This is a genomic window from Variovorax sp. EL159 (assembly GCF_900100965.1).
Taxonomy (GTDB): Bacteria; Pseudomonadota; Gammaproteobacteria; order Burkholderiales; family Burkholderiaceae_C; genus Variovorax.
In genome coordinates, this window is the sequence record NZ_FMUJ01000005.1 from 264,966 (window position 1) to 291,641 (window position 26,676).

At 65.9% G+C, this 26,676-nt stretch carries 24 protein-coding genes; 15 read left to right on the forward strand and 9 right to left on the reverse strand.

Going from position 1 to position 26,676, the window contains the following annotated elements; genetic code table 11:
- Window positions 1-5 precede the first annotated feature (5 nt).
- The 3 genes from BLQ28_RS22155 to BLQ28_RS22165 are packed head-to-tail and all read right to left on the reverse strand — an operon-like array spanning window position 6 to window position 2,932.
- Window positions 6-707, reverse strand: a complete 702-nt coding sequence (locus BLQ28_RS22155) for an ABC transporter ATP-binding protein (RefSeq protein ID WP_093244063.1) — start codon at window positions 705-707, stop codon at window positions 6-8.
- 6 nt (window positions 708-713) lie between these two features.
- Window positions 714-1,517 (reverse strand): ABC transporter permease, encoded by an 804-nt coding sequence (locus tag BLQ28_RS22160; protein ID WP_093244065.1) that lies wholly within the window; start codon window positions 1,515-1,517, stop codon window positions 714-716.
- On the reverse strand, window positions 1,514-2,932 hold the full coding sequence (locus BLQ28_RS22165; RefSeq protein ID WP_093244066.1) for a mannose-1-phosphate guanylyltransferase/mannose-6-phosphate isomerase: 1,419 nt from the start codon (window positions 2,930-2,932) through the stop codon (window positions 1,514-1,516). Before BLQ28_RS22165 ends, BLQ28_RS22160 begins: the two co-directional genes overlap by 4 nt.
- Before the next feature lie 160 nt (window positions 2,933-3,092).
- Between BLQ28_RS22165 and BLQ28_RS22170 the strand changes: the two genes are divergently transcribed.
- Genes BLQ28_RS22170 through BLQ28_RS22185 form a run of 4 tightly spaced genes read left to right on the forward strand, consistent with a single transcriptional unit; the run spans window position 3,093 to window position 9,041 of the window.
- The gene (locus BLQ28_RS22170) at window positions 3,093-5,054 is read left to right on the forward strand and encodes a glycosyltransferase family 2 protein (protein WP_256327415.1); all 1,962 of its coding nucleotides are present in this window, start codon (window positions 3,093-3,095) and stop codon (window positions 5,052-5,054) included.
- Complete coding sequence (locus BLQ28_RS22175) at window positions 5,051-6,973, forward strand: glycosyltransferase family 2 protein (protein ID WP_093245505.1); 1,923 nt, start codon at window positions 5,051-5,053, stop codon at window positions 6,971-6,973. Before BLQ28_RS22170 ends, BLQ28_RS22175 begins: the two co-directional genes overlap by 4 nt.
- Window positions 6,970-7,965 carry a glycosyltransferase family 2 protein gene (locus tag BLQ28_RS22180; RefSeq protein WP_093244067.1) on the forward strand — a complete coding sequence of 332 codons (996 nt, stop codon included), beginning with the start codon at window positions 6,970-6,972 and terminating at the stop codon, window positions 7,963-7,965. The genes BLQ28_RS22175 and BLQ28_RS22180 overlap by 4 nt, the downstream gene beginning before the upstream one ends.
- Before the next feature lie 44 nt (window positions 7,966-8,009).
- Window positions 8,010-9,041, forward strand: coding sequence for a glycosyltransferase family 2 protein (locus BLQ28_RS22185; protein ID WP_256327416.1), 1,032 nt, complete (start codon window positions 8,010-8,012; stop codon window positions 9,039-9,041).
- Here the strand turns inward: BLQ28_RS22185 and BLQ28_RS22190 are convergent, their stop codons facing one another.
- Both BLQ28_RS22190 and BLQ28_RS22195 read right to left on the reverse strand, forming a co-directional pair.
- Entirely contained in the window at window positions 9,042-11,090 is a 2,049-nt protein-coding gene (locus BLQ28_RS22190) for an acyltransferase family protein (protein WP_093244070.1), read from the reverse strand.
- A complete protein-coding gene (locus BLQ28_RS22195; RefSeq protein ID WP_093244072.1) occupies window positions 11,087-11,836 on the reverse strand; it encodes a glycosyltransferase family 2 protein in 750 nt (249 codons plus the stop codon). Before BLQ28_RS22195 ends, BLQ28_RS22190 begins: the two co-directional genes overlap by 4 nt.
- Window positions 11,837-11,881: 45 nt before the next feature.
- Between BLQ28_RS22195 and BLQ28_RS22200 the strand changes: the two genes are divergently transcribed.
- From BLQ28_RS22200 to BLQ28_RS22230, 7 genes are all read left to right on the forward strand, one after another.
- Complete coding sequence (locus BLQ28_RS22200) at window positions 11,882-12,979, forward strand: MraY family glycosyltransferase (RefSeq protein ID WP_093244073.1); 1,098 nt, start codon at window positions 11,882-11,884, stop codon at window positions 12,977-12,979.
- A 58-nt stretch (window positions 12,980-13,037) separates the two neighbouring features.
- A complete protein-coding gene (argB, locus tag BLQ28_RS22205; protein ID WP_093244075.1) occupies window positions 13,038-13,931 on the forward strand; it encodes an acetylglutamate kinase in 894 nt (297 codons plus the stop codon).
- Window positions 13,932-13,996: 65 nt separating this feature from the next.
- Window positions 13,997-14,644, forward strand: coding sequence for a nucleoid occlusion factor SlmA (gene slmA / locus BLQ28_RS22210; RefSeq protein WP_093244076.1), 648 nt, complete (start codon window positions 13,997-13,999; stop codon window positions 14,642-14,644).
- A 133-nt stretch (window positions 14,645-14,777) separates the two neighbouring features.
- Window positions 14,778-16,301, forward strand: coding sequence for a catalase (locus BLQ28_RS22215; protein ID WP_093244078.1), 1,524 nt, complete (start codon window positions 14,778-14,780; stop codon window positions 16,299-16,301).
- Window positions 16,302-16,444: 143 nt separating this feature from the next.
- Entirely contained in the window at window positions 16,445-17,047 is a 603-nt protein-coding gene (locus BLQ28_RS22220) for a DUF1326 domain-containing protein (protein ID WP_093244079.1), read from the forward strand.
- Window positions 17,044-17,859, forward strand: a complete 816-nt coding sequence (locus BLQ28_RS22225) for a DUF2182 domain-containing protein (protein WP_093244081.1) — start codon at window positions 17,044-17,046, stop codon at window positions 17,857-17,859. Before BLQ28_RS22220 ends, BLQ28_RS22225 begins: the two co-directional genes overlap by 4 nt.
- Window positions 17,852-18,730: a DMT family transporter gene (locus BLQ28_RS22230; RefSeq protein WP_093244082.1), complete on the forward strand. Its 879-nt coding sequence runs from the start codon at window positions 17,852-17,854 to the stop codon at window positions 18,728-18,730. The genes BLQ28_RS22225 and BLQ28_RS22230 overlap by 8 nt, the downstream gene beginning before the upstream one ends.
- 11 nt (window positions 18,731-18,741) lie before the next feature.
- Here the strand turns inward: BLQ28_RS22230 and BLQ28_RS22235 are convergent, their stop codons facing one another.
- The 4 genes from BLQ28_RS22235 to BLQ28_RS22250 are packed head-to-tail and all read right to left on the reverse strand — an operon-like array spanning window position 18,742 to window position 23,049.
- A complete protein-coding gene (locus tag BLQ28_RS22235) occupies window positions 18,742-19,809 on the reverse strand; it encodes a malate/lactate/ureidoglycolate dehydrogenase (protein WP_093244084.1) in 1,068 nt (355 codons plus the stop codon).
- Window positions 19,810-19,812: 3 nt separating this feature from the next.
- Window positions 19,813-20,745 (reverse strand): SMP-30/gluconolactonase/LRE family protein, encoded by a 933-nt coding sequence (locus tag BLQ28_RS22240; RefSeq protein ID WP_093244085.1) that lies wholly within the window; start codon window positions 20,743-20,745, stop codon window positions 19,813-19,815.
- 33 nt (window positions 20,746-20,778) lie between these two features.
- Window positions 20,779-22,305 carry a UxaA family hydrolase gene (locus BLQ28_RS22245; protein WP_093244087.1) on the reverse strand — a complete coding sequence of 509 codons (1,527 nt, stop codon included), beginning with the start codon at window positions 22,303-22,305 and terminating at the stop codon, window positions 20,779-20,781.
- Between the two features lie 36 nt (window positions 22,306-22,341).
- Complete coding sequence (locus BLQ28_RS22250; RefSeq protein WP_093244088.1) at window positions 22,342-23,049, reverse strand: FadR/GntR family transcriptional regulator; 708 nt, start codon at window positions 23,047-23,049, stop codon at window positions 22,342-22,344.
- A 138-nt stretch (window positions 23,050-23,187) separates the two neighbouring features.
- Here BLQ28_RS22250 and BLQ28_RS22255 point away from each other — a divergent pair, with 138 nt between their 5' ends.
- From BLQ28_RS22255 to dctP, 4 genes are all read left to right on the forward strand, one after another.
- On the forward strand, window positions 23,188-23,922 hold the full coding sequence (locus tag BLQ28_RS22255; protein WP_093244090.1) for an SDR family oxidoreductase: 735 nt from the start codon (window positions 23,188-23,190) through the stop codon (window positions 23,920-23,922).
- Window positions 23,919-24,665 (forward strand): SDR family NAD(P)-dependent oxidoreductase, encoded by a 747-nt coding sequence (locus BLQ28_RS22260; protein WP_093244091.1) that lies wholly within the window; start codon window positions 23,919-23,921, stop codon window positions 24,663-24,665. Before BLQ28_RS22255 ends, BLQ28_RS22260 begins: the two co-directional genes overlap by 4 nt.
- Before the next feature lie 40 nt (window positions 24,666-24,705).
- Window positions 24,706-25,554: a fumarylacetoacetate hydrolase family protein gene (locus tag BLQ28_RS22265; RefSeq protein ID WP_093244093.1), complete on the forward strand. Its 849-nt coding sequence runs from the start codon at window positions 24,706-24,708 to the stop codon at window positions 25,552-25,554.
- A gap of 90 nt (window positions 25,555-25,644) precedes the next feature.
- Window positions 25,645-26,634, forward strand: coding sequence for a TRAP transporter substrate-binding protein DctP (gene dctP / locus BLQ28_RS22270; RefSeq protein WP_176801197.1), 990 nt, complete (start codon window positions 25,645-25,647; stop codon window positions 26,632-26,634).
- Window positions 26,635-26,676: the final 42 nt, after the last annotated feature.

Below are 26,676 nucleotides of genomic sequence, written 5' to 3' on the forward strand. Positions count from 1 at the left end.
CCGCATTACTGCTCAACGATGCGGCCGTGCTCCATGTGGATCACTCGATTGCATTCCTTGGCGATCAAATCCGGCGAATGCGAAGCCAACACCAAAATACCTGATTTGGACACCACATCCCGCATGCGCTTCTCGGCTTTCTCTGTGAAGGCGGCGTCGCCAACAGAAAGCCATTCGTCCATCAGCAGTATGTCGGCTTGAATGCTGGTCGAGATCGAAAATGCCAAACGCATCATCATGCCGGTCGAATAAGTGCGTACCGGCATGTTGACGTATTCGCCTAACCCGCTGAACTCACAGATCTCAGGCGTCATGCGATCAATTTCACGTTTGCTAAGGCCCATTACCAGCCCGCGCAGCATGATGTTTTCGACGCCGGTTGCATCGGCCTCGATGCCCAGAGAGGGATCAATCAAGCTGGACACTGTTCCTGTTCGTGAAAACTCGCCCGACGAAGGCTCATAAACACCCGCCAGAGCTCGCAGCAAGGTGGATTTACCCGCGCCGTTGTGACCGACCAAACCCAGCCTATCGCCGCTCTTGAGTTCCAGGGTGATGTCGCTTAGAGCTTGAACCACTGTCACACCAGTTTCCTTGCCGAAACGCCCGCCAGTAACGGACGCTGCCAGTGTTTTCTTCAGCGAATTCGCGCCTGCTCCGTAGATGGGGAAATTGACGGATACGTTCTTGAGGGATATGTGAGCCATGTGCGATTAGAGCCAGTAGACGACGCGGCGTCGATATTTGACGAACAGCAAGCTTGAAACAACAAGGCTTGCCACCGTCCAGCCCAAAATACCCAACCAGCTATGCAGGCTGGCTGCACCGCCCATCAGTGGCGAGCGAAGCAGATCGAGCATTTGTGCGAAGGGATTCCAGAGGATGTACTGCGCGCGGCTCGGCAGATTGCTCGGCTGCCAGAATACGGGGGTCAAGAACATCAGCATTTGCATCACGCTAGTCACGATCTGTGTGACATCGCGGAAGCGCGTGCAAACAAGCCCCAGCAGCACGCCCAGTGCATGTGCGTTGATCAGCAAAAGGAGAAAGGCTGGAATGAAGAGCAGTGAGCTCCAAGACAGCGAGATGCCAGCCCATAACGCCACGGGCACGTACAGCACGATCTGATGTCCAAACTGGATGATATTGCGTGCCAAGCTGCGCCAAACAAACAAGGTAATCGGGAAGTAGCCCTGCTTGAGGTAGTTGGCTGAGTTGATGAATGCATTGCACGAATCGGCCACCATGCTGGAGAAGAAGCCCCAGAAAATGATGCCCAATGCCAGATAAGGAAAGAATTGGGAAAGTTCAGTGCCAAACAGCGAACTGTAGAGCGGGCCCATGCCGCCGATCATCGCGCCCATGCTTAGAGTGAGCCACAGTGGGCCCAGCATGGAGCGGCGGTAGCGCAAGACGATATCGAACCACGCCAGTGTCCACCAGATATCTGTTCTGCGCGTGCCTTCCCACCAGTCTGCCAATGCGCTTCGATGGAGATTCGATTGTGCTTTACTCATGCTCGTCCGTAGGTGTCCGCAAGGCGGACGATGTCGTCTTCTCCCAGATAGGCGCCGCACTGAACTTCGATCAGCACCAGTTCTTCGGTGCCGGTGTTCGTCAGGCGGTGCTTTTCCCTGAGGGGGATGTATCGATATTGGCCCGGTAGCGTCTCGTGCTCGACCTCTCCAATCTGCACGATCCCCCTGCCTTGAACAACGACCCAGTGCTCGGCGCGTTGATGATGGTACTGCAGCGACAGGGCTTCGCCAGGCTTAACGGTGATGCGTTTGACCTTGTAGCCTTCTTCTTCCTTGAGGGAGGCATAGGTACCCCACGGGCGGTGGACGACGGCCGGAAGATTGATCGCCTCATGCTTGCGCGACTTCAGGACATCGACCACTTTTTTCACTTGTTGCGCGCTGTCCTTGTGCGCCACTAATAGTGCGTCGGGAGTATCGACGATCACGAGATCATGCACACCTAGCGTTGCCACGACCTTCGGCCCATGACTCTCTACGTGTACATGCGTGCCCGTGGTGTCGACGGCGACCACATCGTCGGGCAGCGTGTTGCCACTGGCATCGGCAGGTCGGGCTTTGGCAACCGCGGGCCAAGAGCCCACATCGCTCCACGAGAATTTGGCGGGCACGACGTGCACGTTGTCAGCGCGTTCCATCACAGCATAGTCGATGCTGATATCGGGTTGCAGGCCGAAAGCGTGCAGGTCAAAGGCAAGCGTGTTTCCGCTTATCTTTGCGCTGTCGAGTGCATGGCGCGCGGCATGGAGCACCTCTGGCGCCTGGCGCTCCAGGGCCGCAAGGATGGCCGCAGCCGTGAAGCAGAACATCCCGCTGTTCCAATAGTAACGGCCGGTGGCGAGATACTCCTGAGCGGTGGCCAGATCGGGCTTCTCGACGAAGCGAACGGCGCGCTGGCTTTGGCGCGAGACGCGTTCGACCTCGATATAGCCGAAGCCGGTTTCCGGTGCGGTGGGGCCGATGCCGAAGACGACCAGCGAGCCTTCCTGTGCAAGGCGGAATGCCTCGGACGCGCTGGCAACGAAAGCCTCGACATCCGGGACGAGATGGTCGGCTGAAAGTACAAGCATGACAGTGTCGCCGCTGAACTGCTGTTCGCATTGAAGCGCGGCCAGTGCGATGGCCGGGGCGGTATTGCGGCCCTTGGGCTCCAGCAGAAAAGTCGTTTCTGGTGGATCGCTCATTTGGGCCAATACGTCCTTCGTCAGGAACAGATGGTCCTTGTTGGTCACGATCATTAGATCGCCAGTACCACAAGCCTGCCCGCGTTCGATCGCCTGCTGAAGCAGCGTCGAATCGCCGAGCTTCATGAAGGGTTTGGGAAAAGCCTGTCGTGAGGCGGGCCAGAGCCTGGAACCGGAGCCTCCCGAGAGCACCACTGAAAGCACCCGCATTTTTTATACCCTGTCTTTATGGAGCGATAATTTTACTGGCCCCTCTTGGGCCAAGCCGTGACCAAGCGTTCGTACAACGCGCCGCGCATTGCGCGCAACGGCCTTTCTATCGCACGGCCATGGCCTCACCGCGAGTTTTCGGGATGATCGACCTTATTTTATGAGGCCCACGCTGCCTGTCGCACAACAAGGGAGAAGGCCTTCTTCCTCACGCCCCGCCGAACTGACCAAGGCGCAGCTGCAGGCGCGCGTGCGCGCACTGGAGCACCAGGTGCAGGCCATGGAGCGTTCGACCAGCTGGCGTCTGACGGCCCCGGTGCGCTGGGCCAGCCGGGCTGTGCAGCGGTTGCGCGGCGCGCAGCCGGCCGCCGCGGGCATTGCGGGGGGCAACTACATCGAATGGATCGCGCAGTCCGCCGCGCAGGACGCGGGAGCCTTGGGCGTCTTGGCCGAAGAGGCTTCGCGCTGGCAGGCGCCGCCGCTGATCTCGATCCTCATGCCTACCTACAACCCACGCCCGGCCTGGTTGCGCGAGGCCATCGCCTCGGTGCGTGCGCAGACCTATGCCCACTGGGAACTCTGCATTGCGGACGATGCCTCGACCGATCCCCAGGTGACCGAAATCCTCGACGCCTGTGCGCGCGAAGACGCCCGCATCCGCTGGGTTCGCCGGCCGGTCAATGGCCACATCTCCGAGGCGTCCAACAGCGCACTCGCGCTGGCCGGTGGCGAGTGGGTCGTCCTGATGGACCACGACGACCTCCTGACCCCCGACGCGCTGCTTCGCGTCGCGCATGAGCTACGCACGCATGCCGATGCTCGGATGATCTATTCGGACGAAGACAAGATCGACGCCACTGGCCGGCGCTACAACCCATACTTCAAGCCCGACTGGAACGTCGATCTCTTCCTGTCCCAGAACATGTACTCGCACCTGGGGGCGTATCAGCGCGCACTGGTGCTCGAAGTCGGCGGCTTTCGCAAGGGCTTCGAGGGCGCACAGGATTACGACCTCGCCCTACGCTGTATCGAGCGCATCGCGCCGCAGCAGATCCGGCACATCCCGCATGTGCTTTATCACTGGCGCGCACACGCCGAGAGCACGGCGCAGTCCGCCGGGGCCAAGCCCTATGCCGAGATCGCGGGCGAACAGGCGCTGAACGAGCACTTCGAGCGCACCGGCGTCGCGGCCCGCAGCGAGAGCACGCCTTACGGCTATCGCACGCGCCTGTCCGCGCCCGCGTGTTGGCCCCGGGTCTCGCTGATCATTCCGACGCGCGATGCACTCGATCTCGTGCGGCAGTGCATCGAAAGCATCGTCACGCGATCGACCTATCCCGACTACGAGATCGTGCTGGTCGACAACGGCTCCTCCGATCCGCAGGCCCTGCGCTACTTCGACGAACTGCGCGGCCTGCAGGGCTTCAAGGTGATTCGCGACGACGGCGAGTTCAACTACGCAGCGCTCAACAACACGGCGGTGGCGCAGGCCAGCGGCGAGATCGTCGCGCTGATCAACAACGACATCGAAGTCATCTCCGGCGACTGGCTCGAGGAGATGGTGTCCATCGCCCTGCAGCCGGGCGTTGGCGCGGTCGGCGCGAAGCTGCTGTACCCCGACGACACGGTCCAGCACGCGGGCGTGCTGCTGGGCATCGGCGGCATTGCGGGCCACGCCCACAAGCACCTGGCGCGCACCGACGGTGGCTACTTCAATCGTGCCCAGCTCACGCAAAGCTTCAGCGCGGTGACGGCCGCTTGTCTCGTGGTGCGCAAGTCTGTCTATGAGGAGGTCGGTGGCCTCGATGCCGTCAACCTCAAGATCTCGTACAACGACGTCGATTTCTGCCTGCGGCTGCGTGAAGCCGGCTATCGCAACGTCTGGACCCCCTATGCCGAGCTTTACCACCACGAGTCGGCCACGCGCCCTCGCGACCTCGACCCCGCACAGCGGGAGCGCGCTGCGCGCGAAGAGGGCTACATGAAGACCCGCTGGGCCGCCGTGATCGGCAACGACCCCGCCTACAGCCCTCATCTGGATCTCGATACCGAAGACTTTCGCCTCGCGTGGCCGCCAAGGCAGGCGCCGGCGGACGGCGCCGCGACGGGCGCGCGACCATGAACGCTTCCACACCCCCTCCGCGCAGCCGCCTCTGGCGGGCGCTGGCCTTCATTCCCAATGCCGTCTACAAGGGCGGCGGCCTCGGTGGCGCGGCTCGGCGCGCCATGCAGATCTTCCGGCAATCGGGGGTGCGCGGCGTTGCGCGCTCGGTGCGCGTGCTGCTGCGTGGCGATGGCCCGCCGTTGATGGCAGACGCCTCGCGTCCCGACCGGTTTCAGTACCGCGAGTGGCTCAAGCGCCATGAGTCGCCACTGACGCCGCAGGCACGCCAGGACCTGGAGGCGCAGGCAAGCCGGTGGCCGCGCAAGCCGGCCTTCGCCCTGACGATGACCGCGGCGGACTCGTCGCTTCAGGCATTGGAGCGTGCCGTCGCTTCCGTGCGCGGGCAGGTCTATCCGCACTGGCGATTGACGCTGGTTGTGCCTGCGTCGCTCTCGACGCAGGCACGCGCATGGCTGGACAGTCAGGCGAGCGTCGACGGCCGGATCGATGTGGCGGAACTGCAATCGCCGGTCGGCGCTTCAGCCGATTGGCTGGCCTTCTGCGACGCCCGCGATGCGCTGGCTCCCGATGCCTTGTGGCGCGCCGCTGAAGCCGCGGTGCGCAATCCCGATGTGGCGCTGATCTACACCGACGAAGACCGCATCGCCGATGACGGCCAGCGCTCAGCGCCATATTTCAAGCCCGACTGGAACATCGACCTGCTGAGGTCGCAAGACTATGTGTCGAGGCTCGCGTTCTTCTCCGCCAGCCTGGTGGGCGAACTCGGCGGCCTCGACGCCAGCTTCGGCGAAGAAGCGGCGTCCTACGACCTCGCGCTGCGATGCGCCGAGCAGTTGGCGCCCGAGCGCATCGTGCACATCCCCAAGGTGCTGTACCACCGCCATGTGGCGTCGGCCGACAACGTCCATGCGATGGACCCCGCCGAGTACGCGCCCGAAGGCGGCGAGCGCGCGCTGCAGGCGCACCTGGCGCGCAGCGGCATCGCCGCCACGGCGGAGCGCGGGGCGCATGGTTTCCGCGTGCGCTACGCCTTGCCTTCGGAGCTGCCGCTCGTCTCGCTCTTCATCCCCACTCGCAACGGTTTGAAGCTCGTGCGCCAGTGCATCGAGAGCATCCTCGAGAAGACGCTGTATCCCCGCTACGAGATCATCCTCGTGGACAACGGCTCCGACGATCCGGAGGCGCTGCGGTACTTTGAAGAAATCGCGGCGCGGTCCGGCGTGCGGGTGCTGCGCGACGACAGCCCCTTCAACTACTCCGCGCTGAACAACGGCGCCGCGGCCATCGCCAAGGGCGATGTCTTCGGGCTGATCAACAACGACATCGAAGTGATCTCGCCCGACTGGCTGGGCGAGCTGGTCAGCATCGCGCTGCAGCCCGGCGTGGGCGCCGCGGGCGCGCGGCTCTGGTACCCCGAGATGACGCTGCAGCACGCCGGCGTGGTGCTGGGCTATCGCGGTGGCGTGGCCGACCATGCGCACCGCCGGCTGGGGCGCGACGACCCCGGCTACTTCGGCCGCGCGGCACTCATGCAGGGCTTCTCGGCCGTCACCGCAGCCTGCCTGGTCGTGCGCCGCGCGCTCTACGAGCAGGTGGGCGGGCTCGACGAGGTGCACCTGAAGGTGGCCTACAACGACGTCGACTTCTGCCTGCGCCTGCGCGAAGCCGGCTATCGCAATGTCTGGACACCGTATGCCGAGCTGTTCCACCACGAGTCCGCCACGCGGCCTTCGGACCTGTCCGAAGCGCAGATCGAACGCTTCCTCGGCGAAGAGCGCTACATGAAGAACCGCTGGGGCGACCTGCTGTTCAACGACCCGGCCTACAACCCCAACCTGAGCCTCGAGATCGAGGACTTCAGCTACGCCTGGCCGCCGCGCGCGGCACGGCTGCCATCGACGACGACATCCGCATGAGCGACACCACCGTTTCCGTCGCGCTGTGCACCTACAACGGCGAGCGCTTCGTGCGCGAGCAGGTGCGCAGCATCTGCCTGCAGACACGCCCGCCGATGGAGATCGTGCTGTCCGACGATGCCTCGCGCGACGATGGCGTGGCCGTGGCGCGCGCCGCAGTCGACGAGTGCATGCGCGAGAAGCCGGGCCTGCATGTGCAACTGCGCGTGCTGGCCAACCCGGTGGCGCTGCGCGTGGTCAAGAACTTCGAGCAGGCCGTGCGCGCCTGCACGGGCACGCTGATCGCACTGTCCGACCAGGACGACGTCTGGTATCCCGACCGCCTCGAACGTCTGGTGGCCGAGTTCGACCGCCGCCCCGATCTGCTGCTGCTGCACTCCGATGCCCGGCTGGTCGATGCACAGGGTGCGGCGCTTGGCGGCACGCTGTTCCACGCGATCGAGGTCACGCCGCACGAGCTGCAACGCATGCACGGCGGGCAGGCCTTCGACGTGCTGCTGCGCCGCAATGTCGTGACCGGCGCGACCACAGTGTTTCGCCGCACGCTGCTCGAGTCCGCGCTGCCGTTTCCGGTCGAGTGGGTGCATGACGAGTGGCTCGCAATCGTCGCGTCGGCGGTGGGGCGCGTCGACACCGTCGAAGACTCGCTCATCGACTATCGCCAGCACGAGTCCAACCAGATCGGCGCGCGACGCGACAGCTTCATGGGCAAGGTGCGCAAGGCGCTGGCCTCGCGCGGCAACACGCACGTCGAGCGTGCCTACAAGGCCGAGCTGCTGCTCGCCCAGCTCGAAAGGCTCGGTGCCGCAGTGGACCCCGCCACGGTCGACAAAGTGCGCGGCAAGCTCGAGCACCAGAATTTTCGTGCGCGGCTGCCCGCGTCGCGCATCGCGCGCTGCATGCCGGTGCTGCGCGAGGCCATGACCGGGCGCTACGACAAGTTCGGCCGCGGCGTGCGCGGCGTGGTGCGCGACCTGTTCGAATCCGTATGAGCGACTTGGCTTCTTCAATGCCGCAACCGACCGTGAGTGACACCTTGCAGACTTCCACACCCCAGGCACCCACCGTCGTCGTCGTGATTCCGTTCTACAACGGCGCGCACTTCATCGAGCGGTCGGTCGGCAGCGTGTTCGCGCAGTCGGTGCCGGCCACCGAAGTGATCGTGGTGAACGACGGTTCGCGGCCCGAGGAGCGGGCCGCGCTCGACGCGCTGGCGCAGCGCTTTCCGTTCCGCATCATCGACAAGGAAAACGGCGGCCAGGGTTCGGCGCGCAACGCGGGCGTGGCCGCATCGACCTGCGAATACATCAGCTTTCTCGACCAGGACGACTTCTATCTTCCGAACCACATCGAGATACTGGTCAAGGGCATTCCGGCCGACGAGCCGCGCATCGGCTTCATCTATGCGGACTTGGCCGAGGCCGACGGCGAAGGCAACATCATCCGCGCGGCGATGGTGAAGGACCACACCTCGCACCACCCCAAGACGAGCATCTTCGAGATGCTGCGCCACGACATCTTCGTGCTGCCTTCGGCCGCGCTGGTGAGCCGCAAGGCCTTCGATGCGGTCGGCGGTTTCGACACCCAGTTCATGGGCTTCGAGGACGACGACCTGTTCCTGCGCATCTTCCGCAAGGGCTACACGAACCACTTCATCGACAAGGTGGTCACGGTCTGGTGCATCCATACGGGCAGCACCTCGTTCGACATGCGCATGATCCGCAGCCGCTTCAAGTACTTCAAGAAGCTGGTCGGCATGTTCCCGGACGAGCCGAGGCGCAACCGCTACTTTCTGCGCGACTACCTCATGCCGCGCTTCGGCCGCTACTTCATGGACCACGTGATCGAGGCGGTGAAGGCCGAAGACCCGAACCGCGCCGAGATGAGCGAGGTGCTCGCCGAGTACGCGGCCATCGTCTATGCGAATCCTGCCGTGGGCGGACGCAAGAAGCTGGAGTTGCGCGCCACCATCTTCATGGTCGAGCACAGCCCGCCGGCGGTGATCCGTGCCATCGGCGCGCTCACGCGCCTGCCGGGCGTGCGCTCGCTGCGCCGGCTGCTCGGCTAGCTAGCGCGAGGGCTGTGAGGGCGGTTGCTGTTGTTGCGCGCCCCCTGTCAGCGCCGGATCGATGAAGGTGGCGAGCTGGCGGACGTATTCCGAGCGCAGGTGGCCCGCGTCCTTGTAGATCGGTGTTCCGTCGGCGTCTGCGCGCGTGCACTGGTCGTTCTTGCACAGCGTCGGGATCGGGTCGATGACCGTGGCGCCGGCGCGAATGGCCATCTGGCGCATGCGCTCGTGCAGCGCCTTCTGCTCGGGAGGCCAGGGCGCGGTGGGTGACATGCGCCGCACGCTCATGTCGCCCAGGCGCCCGCCCTTGACCAGCTTCTCGGGGCCGAAGTCGTTGCCGATCGGGTTGTCCAGCACCAGGTAGACCGGCTTCTGCTTGGCCAGCGTCGTCATCACGACCTCGAGCATCCGCAGCGACAGGTCGACACCCATGGCGTCTTTCAGGGGAGTCTTGGTCTTTCCGTCGAAGTAGTAGTAGCTGTCTTCCACGCCGTCGCCGGGGTCGGACTTCGGGGGATGGGCGAAGTAGCAGTTCCAGCAGGCGCCGAAGACCACGGCATCGACCTTGTCGCTGACGGCGATCCGCATGGCGCCTTCGCGGCGTTCCGCGCAGAGGTTGGGTTTCTCGTCGTACACGTTGGGAATCGGCGGGCAGCCGCCCCAGGTCGCGAAGGACAGCGCGTCGAGCGTGTCGGGTGCGCGCCTTGCCAGCTCCACGGCGCGCGGGCCGTACTGCTCGATGTGGCTGTCGCCGAAGAGCAGCACCTTGCGCTGGCCTTGCCCGATCTGGAACAGCCCCTCGCCGCCGACCTCGATCGGGTTCAGCCCGTCGGGATAGGTCCAGTCGCGCGATGCCGCGGTGATCTTGTTGAAGTAGGGGTCGCTGTGCCGGCCCACGTAGTACCGGCTGGCCGCGAGCAGGCCCAGCAGCACGAAGCCCACCATCACCACCACGAGCGCCGACGTGACGGCCGGGTTTTCGCTCCTGCGCGTGCGGCGCTCCACGAAGCGGTAGGTCAGCCACGCGAGCAGGAAGGAGGCGAGCAGTGCCAACAGGCGAGTGGTGTCGGAAGGCGTCTGCCCCTCCAGAATGCGGGCGTAGGCCAGCAAGGGCCAGTGCCAGAGGTACAGCGGGTAGCTGATTAAGCCGACCCACACCATGGGGCGCGAGGCCAGCACGGTGCGGTTCAGCACACCGGCCGGACCCGCCGCGATACAGAAGAACGCGCCCAGCGTCGGCAGGAGCGCCCACCACCCCGGAAAGGCCTTGCCGCCGCGGATGAGGCACAGGCCCAGGACGATCAGCGCCAGCCCTGCGACCGACTGCGCATGCCAGCGCCAGCCGGGCATCGGCGGCGGCCGGTGCAGCCGCATGTACGCGAGCATGCCGCCGATCATCAGCTCCCAGAAGCGCGACAGCGGCGAATAGAACGCGGCCGTGCGGTGGGCGTGGATGGTCGTGACGTTGACCAGGAACGAAGCCGCCGCCACCGCACCCAGCACCGCGAGCACGCGCCATTTGCGCTTCCAGGCCAGGCCCAGCAGCAGGGGCCAGAAGATGTAGAACTGCTCCTCGATGGCCAGCGACCACAGGTGCAGCAGCGGCTTGGTTTCGGCCGCATTGTCGAAGTAGCCGGCCTCCCTCCAGAAGGCGAAGTTCGAGACAAAGCCCGCGCCAGCCGCCACGTGCTTGCCGAGCTGCTCCCATTCGTGCGGCAGCAGGGTGTACCAGCCGAAGGCGAAGCTCGCCAGCAGCACCAGCGCCAGCGCCGGAAAGATCCGCTTCACGCGCCGGGCATAGAACTCGCGGTAGCTGAAGCCCTCGCCCTCGAAGCTGCCTAGGATGATCGTCGTGATCAGGAAGCCCGAGATGACGAAGAAGATGTCGACGCCGGTGAAGCCGCCCGGCATCCATTCCGGGAACGCGTGATACCCGAGGACCGACAGCACCGCCATGGCGCGCAGGCCGTCGATGTCCGGGCGGTATTTCGGGTGGAGAAGGTGGGCGGGCTCGTGAGGGAGCGTCGGGCTGCTCGCGGTGGTGGTCATCGTTGTTGTTGGAGCCAGTAACGCCAGAACGACCCCGACAGCCACACCTTCAGCAGGCTGGTCACATGCCAGTACAGATATTTCTTGCTGCGATGGCTTTCGCGCTGCGCATCGTGCCGGGCGAGCAGGTCTTCGCCGACCTGCAGCTGCCAGCCCGCGAGCCGGGTGCGGGCGCAGATGTCGAAGTCTTCGCCGTACATGAAGAAGCGTTCGTCGAAGCCGCCGACCTGGCGGTAGGCCTCGCTGCGGAACAGCATGAACAGGCCCGGAATCCACGCCGGCACCTGGGGCCGCACGTAGCCCGGCTTCTTGCGGCCGACGATCTCGAAGGGGGTGAGCAGCGCCCGATGCGGCTCCGGCGCGGTCTTGCCGGGCTCCAGGATGCGCGGCGTCAGCAGGCCGGCGTCCGGCGTGGCCTGGGCCAGCAGGGGCGACAGCACGTCGCTGTCGAAGCGGATGTCGGGGTTCAGCACCAGGAACCACGGCGAACCGCAGCGCTCGAAAGCCTGGTTGTGATTGGCGCCAAAGCCCTTGGGGCTCGGGTTCTCGATCCGCTCGACCTCGAAACCCCAGGCCTGGCCCGCGAGCACATCGGGCTCCGGAATGTTCAACGTGAGCACGACCTTGGCGATCGACGCACGGCTGTGGCGGTCCAGCTGCGCGAGCAGCGGCTGCACCAGCGCAAGCTGGCCATGGCTCACGATTGAAATGGTGATCGGGGGGCGGGGGGAGGGGGGCGTGGGCATGGTCTAATTTCGCTCGGGAATTCTAGGGTTCCCGAACCCCCATACATGATTGCTCTGATCGTCATCAGTTTCTTCGTCGCCGCCTTTGCGGTTCAGCTGTTCATGCGCCGCGCGCGCAGGCATGCGCGACGCTATGGCACCGACATGCCCCAACGCTTCCACAAGGGCCATGTGCCGCGCCTGGGCGGTGCGGGCATCCTGCTGGGCATGGGCGTTGCGTGGCTGGCGGCCGGCATCACGGGCACCGACCCGTTCAACGTGTCGTGGCCGGTCCAGACCTCGATGCTCACCCTGCTGTGCATTGCACCGGCGGTGCTGGGCGGCATCCTCGAAGACGTGACGCAGCGCGTGAAGGTGCGCTATCGGCTCGGCCTGACCATCGGCTCGGCGCTGCTGGTGTGCTGGCTGCTGGGGCTGGGCGTTGCGCGCACCGGCTTCGAGACGGTCGACGGCTGGCTGGCGATGGTGCCGTACGCCACCGTGCTGTTCGCGGCGCTGGCCATCGGTGGCCTGCCGCATGCCTTCAACATCATCGACGGCTACAACGGCTTGGCCGGCACCGTCGCCGTGCTGGTCTGCCTGGCGATCTCTCACGTGGCGCTGCAGGTGGGCGACCGGCAACTGGCGGCCATGGTGGTCTGCCTGGTGGGCGCCACCTTCGGCTTCCTGGTCTGGAACTACCCGCGCGGCAAGATCTTTGCCGGCGACGGCGGGGCTTACGTCTGGGGCATGGTGATCGCCGTGGCCTGCGTGACGCTGGTGCAGCGGCACCGCGTGGTCTCGCCGTGGTTCCCGATGCTGCTGCTGATCTACCCGGTGTGGGAGACGCTGTTTTCCATCTACCGCAAGCTGGCGCGCGGCCAGTCGCCCGGCACGGCCGATGCGCTGCATTTCCACCAGCTGATCTTCCGCCGCATCGTGCGCGTGGCCTTCGCGGACGACGAGGCGCGCCAGCTGCTCGCCCGCAACAACCGCACCTCGCCCTACCTCTGGATGTTCGCCGCCCTGTCGGTCGTGCCGGCCGTGCTGTTCTGGAACAACACCCTGGTGCTGATGTTCTTCTGCCTGTTGTTCGTCACGACCTATGTGGGGGCGTACCTCATGATCGTGCGCTTCAAGGTACCGCGCTGGCTGCGGCCGTGACCGCATCTTTGCGAGAATTTCCCCTCCTTTCGTCCACCGCTTTGGAGCCTGACCGCCCATGACCGACCCCGTCCTCAACATCCCCCCGCGCGACAAGGCCGAGATCCTGGCCCAGGCGCTGCCGTACATCCGCAAGTTCCACGGCAAGACCATCGTCATCAAGTACGGCGGCAACGCCATGACCGACCCGGCCCTGCAGGCCGACTTCGCCGAAGACGTGGTGCTGCTCAAGCTGGTCGGCATGAACCCGGTGGTGGTGCACGGCGGCGGCCCGCAGATCGAGGCGGCGCTCAACAAGCTGGGCAAGAAGGGCAGCTTCATCCAGGGCATGCGCGTGACCGACGCCGAGACCATGGAAGTCGTCGAATGGGTGCTGGCCGGCGAGGTGCAGCAGGACATCGTGGGCCTGATCAACCAGGCCGGCGGCAAGGCCGTGGGCCTGACCGGACGCGACGGCGGCCTGATCCGCGCGCAGAAGCTCAAGCTGGCCGACCGCACAGACCCCAACGTGCAGCACGACGTGGGGCAGGTGGGCGACATCGTTTCCATCGACCCCAGCGTGGTCAAGGCGCTGCAGGACGACGCCTTCATCCCCGTGGTCAGCCCGATCGGCTTCGGCGAGGACAACGAGAGCTACAACATCAACGCCGACGTCGTCGCCGGCAAGCTCGCCACCGTGCTCAAGGCCGAGAAGCTCATGCTGCTGACCAACACGCCCGGCGTGCTCGACAAGAACGGCAACCTGCTCACCAACCTGAGCGCGCGCGAAATCGACGACCTGTTCGCCGACGGCACGATCTCGGGCGGCATGCTGCCCAAGATCGAAGGCGCGCTCGATGCCGCCAAGAGCGGCGTCAACGCGGTGCACATCATCGACGGCCGGGTGCCGCACGCGATGCTGCTCGAGATCCTGACAGACCAGGCTTACGGCACGATGATCCGCGCCCGCTGAGCCGCGAGGCGCGTGCTTACTGCGCTGTGCGAGAATCAATTGATTACATCTTTGCACGCGCTCCCATGCAGAACGAAGAGACAGCGGCTCCCGGCGTAGACACCCAGGCGGAAACGCCCAGCACCCCGACGCGCAAGCGTCCGAAGCCGGGCGAGCGGCGCGTGCAGATCCTGCAGGCGCTGGCCGCCATGCTCGAGCAACCCGGCGCCGAGCGGGTCACCACTGCGGCCCTGGCGGCGCGGCTCGAAGTGAGCGAGGCCGCGCTTTACCGCCACTTCGCCAGCAAGGCCCAGATGTTCGAGGGCCTGATCGATTTCATCGAGCAGAGCGTCTTCACGCTGGTCAACCAGATCCTTGAGCGCGAAGGCGCCACCGGCGCCCAGCAGGCCGCCAAGATCCTCACCTTGCTGGTTCAGTTCGCCGAGCGCAACCCGGGCATGACGCGCGTCATGGTCGGCGATGCGCTCGTGTACGAAAACGAACGCCTGCAGCAGCGCATGAACCAGTTCTTCGACAAGATCGAAGCCACGCTGCGCCAGGTGCTGCGCGGGGCCGCTGCCGCCGACGGCTCGGCCACGCCGTCGGTCGATGCGCAGGTGCGCGCCGCGGTGCTCACGGCCTTCGTGGTCGGGCAGCTGCAGCGCTTTGCGCGCTCGGGTTTCCGTCGCGCGCCGTCCGAACACCTCGAAGCCACGATCGCGCTGATCGTCTGAAGCAGGGCTAGGCCACCCGGCCCGCCTGTCGCGGCCGCAGGTCTATCAATGCGATAGCTGAATCTGATGCCATGTCGGCATGTTCATTGACAAAATCGATGACGCCCGACAACTTCATCAGAGGACAGCATCCATGACAGACACCCGCAAGCTCACCACCGAAAACGGCGCGCCCGTCGAGAACAACCAGCAGTCGCAGACGGCCGGCGTCAACGGTCCGGTGCTGATGCAGGACCACAACCTCATCGAGAAACTCGCGCGCTTCGACCGCGAGCGCATTCCGGAACGCGTGGTGCATGCCCGCGGTTCGGGCGCCTTCGGCACCTTCGAGCTCACGGCCGACGTGTCGAAATGGACCAAGGCCAGATTCCTCGGCCAGGTCGGCAAGAAGACCGAAGTGCTGGCCCGTTTCTCGACCGTGGCGCTCGAGCTCGGCTCGGCCGACACCGTGCGCGACCCACGCGGCTTTGCGCTCAAGTTCTATACCGAAGACGGCAACTACGACCTCGTCGGCAACAACACGCCGATCTTCTTCATCCGCGACCCGCTGAAATTTCCCGACTTCATCCACTCGCAAAAACGCGACCCCTACAGCCACGTGCAGGAGCCCAACAACGCCTGGGACTTCTTCTCGCATTCGCCCGAGGCCACGCACCAGTTCACCTGGCTCTTCGGTGACCGCGGCATTCCGAAGAGCTACCGCCACATGGACGGCTTCGGCTCGCACACCTTCCAGTGGGTGAATGCCAAGGGCGAGGCCTTCTGGGTCAAGTACCACTTCAAGACCAACCAGGGCATCGAGACCTTCGTGGCCGAAGAGGCGCAGCGCGTGGGCGGCGAAAACCCGAACCACCACCACCTCGACCTGCTGCATTCCATCGAGCGTGGCGAGTTCCCGACCTGGAAGGTGCAGGTGCAGGTGATGCCGGTGGCCGAAGCGCAGACCTACCGCTTCAATCCCTTCGACCTGACCAAGGTGTGGTCGCACAAGGACTACCCGAAGATCGACATCGGCGTGCTGACGCTCAACCGCAACCCAGACAACTACTTCGCCGAGATCGAGCAGGCCGCCTTCAACCCGGCCAACTTCGTGCCCGGCATCGGCCCTTCGCCCGACAAGATGCTGCAGGGGCGCCTCTTCAGCTACGGCGACACGCAGCGCTATCGCCTGGGCATCAACCACACGCAACTGCCGGTGAACCGCCCGCACGCCACTACCGCGCAGAACTACGGCCGCGACGGCGCGATGCGCGGCGATGGCAACGGCGGCCGCGGCCCGAACTACGAACCCAACAGCTTCAGCGACGCGCCCAAGCAGACCAACGAGCCGTTGTACGCGCCACTCGAAATCCACGGCTGGACCGGCAGCCACCAATGGCAGAAGCACGAGGCCGACACCGACTTCGTGCAGGCCGGCGACCTGTACCGTCTGATGGACGAAGCGGCGAAAGAGCGCCTGGTGCAAAGCATCGCCGGTGGCCTTGGCGCGGTCACGCGGCAGGACATCATCGACCGCTCGGTGAGCTACTTCCGCCAGGCCGATGCCGACTACGGCGCGCGGCTCGACAAGGCCATCAAGGCCGTGCAGGCGAAGATCAAGGGCAGCGACGTGAGCGTGCAGGTCGGCAAGCCCGCGCACGACAGCAGCAAGAGCTGATTCACGCCGGCGACAGACAGGGTACCCACGTACCGGGCGGCGACCTCGACTTGATCCGATGCCACGCGTAGGATCGATTCCCCCTTGCCGCCCGGTCGCGGCGACAAGTCCGTGTTCATGTGGCTTCTTGAATGGAGGTTCGTATGAGCTACCACCTGGAAGGTCGCCTGCTCGAGGTATGCAACTGCAACGTTCTTTGTCCTTGCTGGATTGGCGAGGATGCTGACAACGGCACCTGCGACACCATCGTCGCGTGGCGCATCGACAAGGGGACGATCGACGACGTCGATGTCAGCGGCAACACCATCGCGGCCGTGGCGCACGTGCCCGGAAACATCCTCGAAGGCAACTGGACGGCGGCGATCTTCGTCGACGACCAGGCCTCCGAGGCGCAGAAAGATGCGCTGCTCAAGGTCTACACCGGGCAGGCCGGCGGCCCTATCGCCGACCTGGCGCAACTCATCGGCAAGGTCGTGTCGGTCGAGAGGGCGCCGATCCGCTTCACGGTGAACGACGGCAAGGGCGAACTGGAGATCGGCAAGGACTACTACGCCGCACTCGAGCCCTACCGCGGCGCGACCGGTGGCCTGACCGTTCTTTCCGACACCGTGTTCTCGACGGTTCCGGGCGCCCCGGTGTTTGTTGGCAAGGCGCCGACCTATCGATCGAAGAATGCCGCGCTCGGCATCGATCTGGACATCAAGAACCACAACGCCCTGCAGAGCACGTTCGTCTTCGACGCATGACCCCGACAGCCGGCTTGCCGCTGCGCAAGGTCTTCCGCCATCGGCTTGTGTTCCTGCCGGTTCTTGCAGCACTCATCGCATTCGCATGGATGGTGTTGTGGGCCTGGACGCGCAGTCCTTACGGACGCTATCTCGAACACACCGACTGGACCGCCTCGGGGCCGGCCGCGACCCTGTGCCAGGCCGTTCCCGCTGGCGGCGTGGTCGTGCCCATGGTGCTCTACGCCGTGGCGTGGATCCTCATGACTGCGGCCATGATGCTGCCGACCACGCTGCCGCTGTTCAATGCCTTCGACCGGTTGACCAGCGGGCGTCCCGACCATGGGCGCCTGCTGATGCTGCTGGGGCTAGGCTACATGGCGGTCTGGGGCGCATTCGGGCTGCTGGCGCATGCGCTTCATGGCGGGGTGCTGGCCCTGCTCGCCAGCGCGCCGACGTTGGCCTGGCATGGCTGGGTGATCGGCGCCGCGACCTTCGCGCTGGCCGGTGCTTCCCAGTTCAGCCGTCTCAAGTACCGATGTCTCGAGAAGTGCCGCACGCCGTTGAGCTTCGTCATCGAGCACTGGCGTGGGAAGGCACAAGCCCGCCATGCGTTCGCGCTGGGCGCGCACCATGGCCTGTTCTGCGTCGGCTGCTGCTGGGCGCTGATGCTGCTGATGTTCGTGCTCGGCACCGGCAGCCTTGGGTGGATGCTTCTGCTTGCTGCCGTCATGGCGATCGAAAAGAACGTTCCGTGGGGCCACGGTCTCAGTGCGCCGCTCGGGTTCGCGCTGCTCGGCTGGGCCGCTTTCGTGGTGGCTACGCATGTCTGAAGCGCACGACGGCCGGTCCACCCTGCAAGCCGTCGCTCTTACCGCGGCGGCCATGCTCGCGTTCGCGGCCAATTCGCTGTTGTGCAGGCTCGCGCTGCAGCATGGTGGGATCGATCCGGCCAGCTTCGGCAGCATCCGGCTGGTTTCCGGCGCGATCACGCTGGCCCTCGTCGTGCGGTTCCGGGTGCAGCCGCCGCCATCGACCGGCCGCACCGATTGGCTTCCCGCCGTCATGCTGTTCGCCTATGTTGCATTCTTTTCTTTTGCCTACCTCAGCCTGTCCGCGGGCACGGGCGCGCTGATCCTGTTCGGCGCCGTGCAGCTCACGATGCTTGGCGCGGGCCTGGGCTCCGGCGAGCGCTTCGGCCCTGTTGCATGGCTCGGCTTCGTTCTGGCGGCAGGGGGGCTCGTCTATCTGGTGTCGCCCGGCATTGCCGCGCCGCCGCTCGTTGGCGCCGTACTGATGGCCATCGCGGGCGTGGCGTGGGGCGTGTACTCGTTGCGCGGCCGGGGCGTGGCCGACCCGTTGGCCGCCACGGGCCGCAACTTCATGCGGGCCGTGCCGCTGGCCATCGCGCTGAGCCTTGCTTTCCTGGCCCGCGCCGATGTCGGCGCTACCGGTGCGGCGCTTGCCGTGGCCTCAGGGGCCTTGACCTCGGGCCTCGGCTATGTTGTCTGGTATGCGGCACTGGCCCGCCTGTCGGCCATGCAGGCGGCGACCGTGCAGCTGTCGGTGCCGCTCCTGGCGGCGTTCGGCGGTGTACTGCTCTTGTCGGAGGCGATCACGCCGCGGCTGGCTGCCGCCTCGGTAGCAATCCTGGGCGGCATTGCGCTCGTGCTGAGTCAGAAGTCGCGCAACGCGCACCGCTAGGCGCGAATGCTTTATGCGGCGGCCGCGACGGCCACGCCTACTTTCGCGCCCGCCGCGACGATCTCACCCCACGTCGCATCGTCGACCCAGATGCCGTCGCGCTGGCGCGCGGCGCGCGCCTTGCGCTCGGGCTCTCCGGCAATCTGCACATCGTCGAAGCCTTGTCCCGCAGGGCTCTGGCGCAGCCAGTCGATGAAGGCATGCGCCTCGCTGTCGAAACTGGCCTGCGTGCCCAGCCGCTGCGGATCGATCAGCACCGTCAGCATGCCGTTGAGGATGGTGCGCGAAGTGTCGGCCGGCCGGTGCCAGGTGCCGCCGCCGGTGAGCGCGCCGCCGAGCAGCTCGCACACCACGGCCATGCCGTAGCCCTTGTGCTCGCCGAAGGTCATGAGCGCGCCGAAGAGGCCGTTGCCCTGCGGCACCACGACCACGCCGGGGTCGTTGGTGGGCGCGCCTTTCTCGTCGATCAGGTAGCCATCGGGCACGCGCTCGCCCTTGTTGTGGGCCACGCGCATCTTGCCCTGCGCCACGCGGCTGGTGGCGTAGTCGAGCACGAAGGGCTCGGCGCCCGCCAGCGGGATGCCGATGCAACACGGGTTGGTGCCGAAGCGTCCGTCGCCACCGCCCCAGGGCGCCACCACCGGCCGCGACAGCACATTCACGAAGTGCATCGACACCAGCCCCTGCGCGGTCGCCATCTCGGCGAAGTGCCCGATGCGGCCCAGGTGGTGCGCATTCGCGAGCGTGAAGATGCAACTGCCGTGCTGCTTCGCGCGTGCGATGCCGAGTTCCATTGCCTGCACGCCGACGACCTGCCCATAGCCGTGCTGGCCGTCGAGGGCCATCATCGTGCCGATGTCGAGGTTGACCCGCACGCCGGTGTTCGGCTTCAGCCCGCCTTCGGCCACCGCATCGACATAGCGCGGCAGCATGCCCACGCCGTGCGAGTCATGGCCGCTCAGGTTGGCCAGCACCAGGTTGGCGGCAACCTGCTGCGCTTCGGCGGGCTGGCTGCCCGCGGCTTCGAGGATGCGGGTGACGGTGGCTTGCAAGCCGTCGGCCGGCAGTGTGTGAGGCATGAGTCAGACTCCCTTCGCGTTCAGTGTGATGGCGTACAGCGACGTCGTCGCGCAGATGAAAAGCCGGTTGCGCTTGGGCCCGCCGAAGCAGACATTGGCCACGCGTTCGGGCAGCAGGATCTTTCCGAGCAGCGTGCCGTCGGGGTGGTAGGCGTGCACGCCGTCGGCGGCGCTGGTCCAGATGCGGCCTTCGGTGTCCAAGCGGAAGCCGTCGAACAGGCCGTTGGTGCATTCGGCGAACACCTCGCCGCCGCTCAAGCTGCGGCCGTCGGCGCCGACCTTGAAGCGGCGGATGTGCCGTGGCCCGTCCGCCGCATGGCTCGCGCCCGTGTCGGCGATGTAGAGCAGCGATTCGTCGGGCGAGAACGCCAGCCCGTTGGGCTTGACGAAGTCGTCGGTCATGCGCGCGACCTCGCCGCTGGCCGGGTCGATGCGATAGACGTGGCAGGCGCCGATCTCGCTGTCGGCGCGCAGGCCCTCGTAGTCCGAGAGGATGCCGTAGCTCGGGTCGGTGAACCACACGCCGCCGTCCGAATGCACCACCACGTCGTTGGGTGAATTCAGGCGCTTGCCCTGCCAGTGCGCGGCCAGCACGGTGATCGAGCCGTCGTGCTCGGTGCGCGTCACGCGGCGCGTCAGGTGCTCGCAGCTCACGAGGCGGCCTTCGCGGTCGACCGTGTGGCCGTTCGCGTTGTTGGCCGGCTCGCGGAAGATGCCGACCGTGCCATTGACCTCGTCGTAGCGCAGCATGCGGTTGTTTGGAATGTCAGACCACACCAGGGTGCGGTGCGCGGCAAACCACGCCGGGCCTTCGCACCAGCGCGCGCCGGTCCACAGGCGCTGCACGCGCTCGGGGCCGGGAATGCAGGGCTTGAAGCGAGGGTCCAGGTGCTCGAAGCCGGTGCCGTCCAGAAAACCGAAGGGGAGGGTGGCCATGCCGTTCCTTGTCGTCGATGGGTTCGCGTCAGTTCACATCACCGCGCCGACCTGCCAGGGCACGAACTCGTTCTGCCCGTAGCCGTGCTGCTCGCTCTTGGAGTGCGCGCCGGACGCCGTGGCGAGCACCATCTCGAAGATGCGCTGGCCCATCTCCTGGATGGAGGCCGTGCCGTCGACGATCTCGCCGCAGTTGATGTCCATGTCTTCTTCCTGCCGCTGCCACAGCGCCGAGTTGGTCGCGAGCTTGAGCGAAGGCGAGGGCGCGCAGCCGTAAGCCGAGCCACGCCCGGTGGTGAAGCAGATGAGGTTGGCGCCGCCGGCCACCTGGCCCGTGGCGCTCACCGGGTCGTAGCCCGGCGTGTCCATGTAGACGAAGCCATGCGCCGTCACGGGCTCGGCGTATTCGTACACCGCTTCGAGGTTGCTGGTGCCGCCTTTCGCGACCGCGCCCAGCGATTTTTCGAGGATGGTGGTGAGCCCGCCCGCCTTGTTGCCGGGCGAGGGGTTGTTGTTCATCTCGCCTTCGTTGATGGCGGTGTAGTGCTCCCACCACTTGATGCGGTCCACCAGCTTCTGGCCGACCTCGCGCTTGACCGCGCGGCGCGTCAGCAGGTGCTCGGCGCCGTACACCTCGGGCGTTTCGCTCAGGATGGCCGTGCCGCCATGCGCTACCAGCAGGTCGACTGCCGCGCCCAGTGCCGGGTTGGCGCTGATGCCGGAGTAACCGTCGGAGCCGCCGCATTGCAGCCCGATGGTGATGTGCGCCGCGCTGCACGGTTCGCGCTTGACCGCGTTGGCGCGCGGCAGCATCTCGTTGATGAGCGCCACGCCCTTCTCGACCGTCTTGCGCGTGCCGCCCGTGTCCTGGATGTTGAAGGTGCGGAAGTTCTCGCCCTCTGCCAGGTGGCCGGTCGCGAGCCAGGCATTGATCTGGTTGGCCTCGCAGCCGAGCCCGACCACCAGCACGCCCGCGAAGTTCGGGTGCGTGGCGTAACCCGTGAGCGTGCGCTCCAGGATCTGCATGCCCATGCCCTGCGTGTCCATGCCGCAGCCGGTGCCGTGCGTGAGCGCGATCACGCCATCGACGTTCGGGAACGCCGCGAGCGCCTGCGGGTTGGTCTTGCGCGAGAAGTGGTCGGCAATCGCGCGTGCGGCCGTGGCCGAGCAGTTCACGCTGGTCAGCACGCCGATGTAGTTGCGCGTGGCCACGCGGCCATCGGCGCGCTTGATGCCCATGAAGGTGGCTTCGCGTTTCGTGGGCGCGGGCTTCACGTCGGCGCCGAAGGCGTAGTCGCGGTCGAAGTCGCCCTTGTCGGGGCCCATGTCGAGGTTCTGCGTGTGCACGTGCTCGCCGGCGGCGATGGGCTTGCTCGCGAAACCGATGATCTGGTTGTAGCGGCGCACCGGCTCGCCCTGCGCGATGGCGCGCATCGCGATCTTGTGGCCCGGCGGGATCAGGCCGCGCACGGCGACGTTCTCGACAGTGGTGCCGCCGAGCAGCTGGGCGCGCGCGATGACGACGTCATCGGCGGGGTGGAGTCTGATGTAGGGAGTCATGGTGGGAATCTGCTGGCTATCTGCTGGCGTGTTTTTTCAGGAGGCTTTGGTGCGGCGCCAGCTTGCGCTGAATCGCTGGTGGAACTTGTCCATGTGCTGGTGCATGGCCTCGCGCGCCGCCGCGGGGTCGCGCGCGGCGATGGCGGCGAGGATGGCCTCGTGCTCGCCGATGGCCGCCTGCCACGAGTCCATGGTCTCGAAGTAATCGATCATCCGGGCGAAGATCGGGCCCTGCCGCGACTCCCAGAAGGCCTGTACGGTTTCGGTCAGCACCACGTTGCCGCAGGCGTTGACGATGGCCAGGTGAAAGGCGCGGTCGCCCTCGTGCGGCACTTCGTTGCGCGCGGCCAGCTCCCGCATCATCTGGATCGCGCGGCGCATGGCGTCCACGTCCTTGCGCTTGCCGTGCTGCGCGGCGGTGGCGGCGGTCTCGCCTTCCACCATGCGGCGCGCCCGGATGATTTCGAGCGGACCCCACTCGGCGCCGCTCGCGGGCGTGCTGGTGCGGTGCGAGCGGTCGAGTACGTACACGCCCGAGCCGGTGCGGATCTCGACCCAGCCTTCCACCTCCAGCGCGATCAGCGCCTCGCGCACCGATGGCCGGCTCACGCCCAACTGCTTGGCGAGGTCGCGCTCGGCGGGAATGCGCGCGCCGACATCGAACTCGCCCTTGCCGATGAGGCCCCGGAGCTGGTCGGCAATCTGGCGATAAAGGCGCTGGGGTTCTACGGTCTGGAGCGGCACGAGGTCGAAGGGGTTAAGGGTTGTCCTGAATTGGACAAGTGGTAAGGCCAATTCAGAATACGATACACCGCCCGCGCCACCCATTGGGCCAAACCCGAATTCGCCGGCCGCCAGGCCCGTTCGCATGCAGGAGACACGATGAGACTGAAGGGAAAAACCGCGCTGGTCACCGCCGCCGGTCAGGGCATCGGCCATGCCAGCGTGCTGGCGCTCGCGGCCGAAGGCGCGCGCGTTTGGGCCACCGACGTCAACGAGAAGCTGCTCGAACGCTATGCGGGCGTGGCCAACGTCACGGCGCTCAAGCTCGACGTGCTCGACAAGGCGGCCATCGGCGCGCTGGTGGCGCGGCTGCCCACGCTCGATGTGCTCTTCAACTGCGCGGGCGTGGTGCACAACGGCACCATCGAGCAGGCCAGCGACGACGACCTGATGTTCGCCTTCAGCCTCAACGTGCGCGCCCAGATGTGGACCATCCAGGCCGTGCTGCCCGGCATGCTGGCGGCCGGGCGCGGCAGCATCATCAACATGGCGAGCGTGTGCTCCAGCATGAAGGGGCTGCCCAACCGCTTTGTCTACGGCACCACCAAGGCGGCGGTGCTCGGGCTCACCAAGAGCGTGGCCGCCGACTACGTGACCAAGGGCATCCGCTGCAATGCGGTGTGCCCGGGCACGGTCGATACGCCCTCGCTGGGTGATCGCATCAACGCGAACGCCGACCCCGAGGAAGCCCGCAAGGCCTTCATCGCGCGCCAGCCCATGGGCCGGCTCGCGCAGGCCGAAGAGATCGCGCCGGTCGTGGTGTTCCTCGCCAGCGACGAATCGATCTTCGCGACCGGCCAGTACTTCACCGTCGACGGCGGGATCACCATATGAACCAGCTCGACTTCGCGGGCCGCCATGCGGTCGTCACCGGTGGCGCCACGGGCCTGGGCTTCGGCATCGCACAGCGGCTGGTGGCCTCGGGCGGCAGCGTCACGCTGTGGGACCGCGACGAAGCTGCTGCCAATCAGGCCGCGCAATCGCTCGGCGACAAGGCCTTCGCGTTGAAGGTCGACGTGTCGCAGCAGCCCTCGGTCGCCAAGGCCGTGGCCGCCACGCTGGCACATGCCTCGCGCATCGATGCGCTGGTCAACAGCGCCGGCATCACCGGCCCGAACGTCAAGCTGTGGGACTACCCGGTGGACGACTGGCGTCAGGTGATGGACGTCAACATCAACGGCGTGTTCCTGTGCTGCCGCGAGGTGATCGGACAGATGCGCAAGCAGGGCTACGGCCGCATCGTCAACATCGCCTCGGTCGCCGGCAAAGACGGCAACCCCAACGCCAGCGCCTACAGCGCCAGCAAGGCGGCCGTCATCGGCATCACCAAGTCGCTCGGCAAGGAGCTGGCCGACACCGGCATCCGCGTGAACTGCGTGACGCCCGCGGCGGTGAAGACGGCCATCTTCGACCAGATGACGCCCGAGCACATCGCCTTCATGCTCTCGAAGATTCCGATGGGCCGCTTCGGCACGGTGGAAGAGGTGGCCGCGATGGTCGGCTGGCTTTGCACCGAAGACTGCTCCTTCTCCACCGGCGCCGTGTTCGATCTCTCGGGTGGCCGCTCCACCTACTGATAGTCCAATCCAATCCAATTCAATGCACTGAAAGGAAAGCATGAAACTCGTCCGCTATGGCAATCCCGGCAAGGAAAAACCCGGCCTCATCGATGACAACGGCCAGCTGCGCGACCTGAGCGCGGTCGTCAAGGACATCGGCCCCGACCAGCTCGGCGACGCCGCCCTTGCCAAGCTGCGCAAGTCGAAGGTCGACAAGCTGCCGCTGGTCAAGGGCAAGCCGCGCTTCGGCAGCCCCGTGGCCAACGTCGGCAAGTTCATCGCCATCGGCCTGAACTACGCGGACCACGCGGCCGAGTCCGGCCTGCCGGTGCCCAAGGAGCCCGTGGTGTTCACCAAGGCCACCAGCTGCATCCAGGGCCCGAACGATCCGGTGATGCTGCCCAAGGGCTCGGTCAAGACCGACTGGGAAGTCGAGCTCGGCGTGGTCATCGGCACGCGCGCACGCTACGTGTCGCAAAAGAGCGCGCTCGACTACGTGGCCGGCTACTGCACCATTAACGACATCAGCGAGCGTGAATATCAGATCGAGCGCGGCGGCACATGGGACAAGGGCAAGGGTTGCGACACCTTCGGCCCGCTCGGCCCCTGGCTGGTGACACGCGACGAAGTGCCCAACCCGCAGAAGCTCGCGATGTGGCTCGACCTGAACGGCAAGCGCGTGCAGACCGGCAGCACCAAGACCATGATCTTCAGCGTGGCCAAGATCGTCAGCTACGTGAGCCAGTTCATGACGCTGATGCCGGGCGACGTCATCACCACCGGCACGCCTCCGGGCGTCGGCATGGGCATGAAGCCGCCGCTGTTCCTGAAGAAGGGCGACGTGATGACACTGGGCATCGAAGGCCTGGGCGAGCAGCGCCAGGAAGTGGTTCCCTTCAAGCCCTGACCGGCGCGCGATGATGGCGCGGCGTCCTTCGACATGAAGGGCGCCGCGACCCTCCAGAAGAATTTCAATAACAGTGGTGGGGGCAAATCGATGAAGAAATTTTTCGCGGCGCTCCTGCTGGGCGCCGGGTTGATCGCGGGTGCGCCCGCGCAGACACAGCAGCCCGTCGTCCTCAAATGGGCGCACGGCTACGAGACCAGCGAGCCTTTCCATACGCAGGCCCAGGCGATGGCGCAGAAGATCAAGGTGGCCACCGCAGGCCGCGTCGAGATCGAGCTCTATCCGGCCAGCGCGCTCGGTGGCGAGGCCGACTACAGCAAGAAGCTGGCGGCGGGCGAGATCGACATGGCCTACATCGGCCTCAACGTGCTGGCGCGCGACTATGCGTCGCTGGGCGTGGTGGGCTTTCCCTTCCTGTTCTCCGACCCCGATCATGTGCGGCGTTTTCTCGTCAGTCCGGTGTTCGACGAGCTGCGCAAGGGCTATGAGGCGCAAAGCCGCAACCACCTGATGGCGGCCATCTACTACGGCGCGCGCCATGTCACCTCGAACAAACCGATCACCTCGCCCAAGGACATGCTGGGCCTGAAGCTGCGCGTGCCCGATGCGCCCACCTACAAGCTCTTTGCCAAGAGCATGGGTGCCACCGCCACGCCGATGCCCTTCGCCAAGGTGTATGACGCGCTCAAGAGCGGTGAGATCGATGCGCAGGAAAACCCGTTGCCCACGATCCTGGCCAAGAAGTTCTACGAGGTGCAAAAGAGCGTGACGCTCACCGGCCACATGTACGACATGCTCGGCATCGTGATCTCGCCCGCTGCCTTGCAGCGCATGAACGCGGGCGACCGGACCATCGTGAACGACATCATCCGCAAGGACGCCGTGTGGGCCAGCGTGCAGATCATCGCGCGCGAGCTCGTGGCCGAAGGCAAGCTTGGCGAGACCGGCATCAAGGTGATCCGCCCCGACCGCCAAGCCTTCGTCGAGGCGGCACTGAAGGCGGTGTCGCCGGCCGATCTGCAGGCGCGGCCCGGCGACTACGAGAAGATCCGCGACCTCGTGAAGGCCGGCGCGCACTGACGCCCTGAAACACACGCGGCCCCGCCTGTCTGCGATCATCCC

Excerpts from the sequence above, each read along its gene's own strand:
- BLQ28_RS22155 (WP_093244063.1), bottom strand. The coding sequence starts at position 707 with ATGGCTCACATATCCCTCAAGAACGTATCCGTCAATTTCCCCATCTAC.
- BLQ28_RS22160 (WP_093244065.1), bottom strand. The coding sequence starts at position 1,517 with ATGAGTAAAGCACAATCGAATCTCCATCGAAGCGCATTGGCAGACTGG.
- BLQ28_RS22165 (WP_093244066.1), bottom strand. The coding sequence starts at position 2,932 with ATGCGGGTGCTTTCAGTGGTGCTCTCGGGAGGCTCCGGTTCCAGGCTC.
- BLQ28_RS22170 (WP_256327415.1), top strand. The coding sequence starts at position 3,093 with ATGAGGCCCACGCTGCCTGTCGCACAACAAGGGAGAAGGCCTTCTTCC.
- BLQ28_RS22175 (WP_093245505.1), top strand. The coding sequence starts at position 5,051 with ATGAACGCTTCCACACCCCCTCCGCGCAGCCGCCTCTGGCGGGCGCTG.
- BLQ28_RS22180 (WP_093244067.1), top strand. The coding sequence starts at position 6,970 with ATGAGCGACACCACCGTTTCCGTCGCGCTGTGCACCTACAACGGCGAG.
- BLQ28_RS22190 (WP_093244070.1), bottom strand. The coding sequence starts at position 11,090 with ATGACCACCACCGCGAGCAGCCCGACGCTCCCTCACGAGCCCGCCCAC.
- BLQ28_RS22195 (WP_093244072.1), bottom strand. The coding sequence starts at position 11,836 with ATGCCCACGCCCCCCTCCCCCCGCCCCCCGATCACCATTTCAATCGTG.
- BLQ28_RS22200 (WP_093244073.1), top strand. The coding sequence starts at position 11,882 with ATGATTGCTCTGATCGTCATCAGTTTCTTCGTCGCCGCCTTTGCGGTT.
- argB (WP_093244075.1), top strand. The coding sequence starts at position 13,038 with ATGACCGACCCCGTCCTCAACATCCCCCCGCGCGACAAGGCCGAGATC.
- slmA (WP_093244076.1), top strand. The coding sequence starts at position 13,997 with ATGCAGAACGAAGAGACAGCGGCTCCCGGCGTAGACACCCAGGCGGAA.
- BLQ28_RS22215 (WP_093244078.1), top strand. The coding sequence starts at position 14,778 with ATGACAGACACCCGCAAGCTCACCACCGAAAACGGCGCGCCCGTCGAG.
- BLQ28_RS22220 (WP_093244079.1), top strand. The coding sequence starts at position 16,445 with ATGAGCTACCACCTGGAAGGTCGCCTGCTCGAGGTATGCAACTGCAAC.
- BLQ28_RS22225 (WP_093244081.1), top strand. The coding sequence starts at position 17,044 with ATGACCCCGACAGCCGGCTTGCCGCTGCGCAAGGTCTTCCGCCATCGG.
- BLQ28_RS22230 (WP_093244082.1), top strand. The coding sequence starts at position 17,852 with ATGTCTGAAGCGCACGACGGCCGGTCCACCCTGCAAGCCGTCGCTCTT.
- BLQ28_RS22235 (WP_093244084.1), bottom strand. The coding sequence starts at position 19,809 with ATGCCTCACACACTGCCGGCCGACGGCTTGCAAGCCACCGTCACCCGC.
- BLQ28_RS22240 (WP_093244085.1), bottom strand. The coding sequence starts at position 20,745 with ATGGCCACCCTCCCCTTCGGTTTTCTGGACGGCACCGGCTTCGAGCAC.
- BLQ28_RS22245 (WP_093244087.1), bottom strand. The coding sequence starts at position 22,305 with ATGACTCCCTACATCAGACTCCACCCCGCCGATGACGTCGTCATCGCG.
- BLQ28_RS22255 (WP_093244090.1), top strand. The coding sequence starts at position 23,188 with ATGAGACTGAAGGGAAAAACCGCGCTGGTCACCGCCGCCGGTCAGGGC.
- BLQ28_RS22260 (WP_093244091.1), top strand. The coding sequence starts at position 23,919 with ATGAACCAGCTCGACTTCGCGGGCCGCCATGCGGTCGTCACCGGTGGC.
- BLQ28_RS22265 (WP_093244093.1), top strand. The coding sequence starts at position 24,706 with ATGAAACTCGTCCGCTATGGCAATCCCGGCAAGGAAAAACCCGGCCTC.
- dctP (WP_176801197.1), top strand. The coding sequence starts at position 25,645 with ATGAAGAAATTTTTCGCGGCGCTCCTGCTGGGCGCCGGGTTGATCGCG.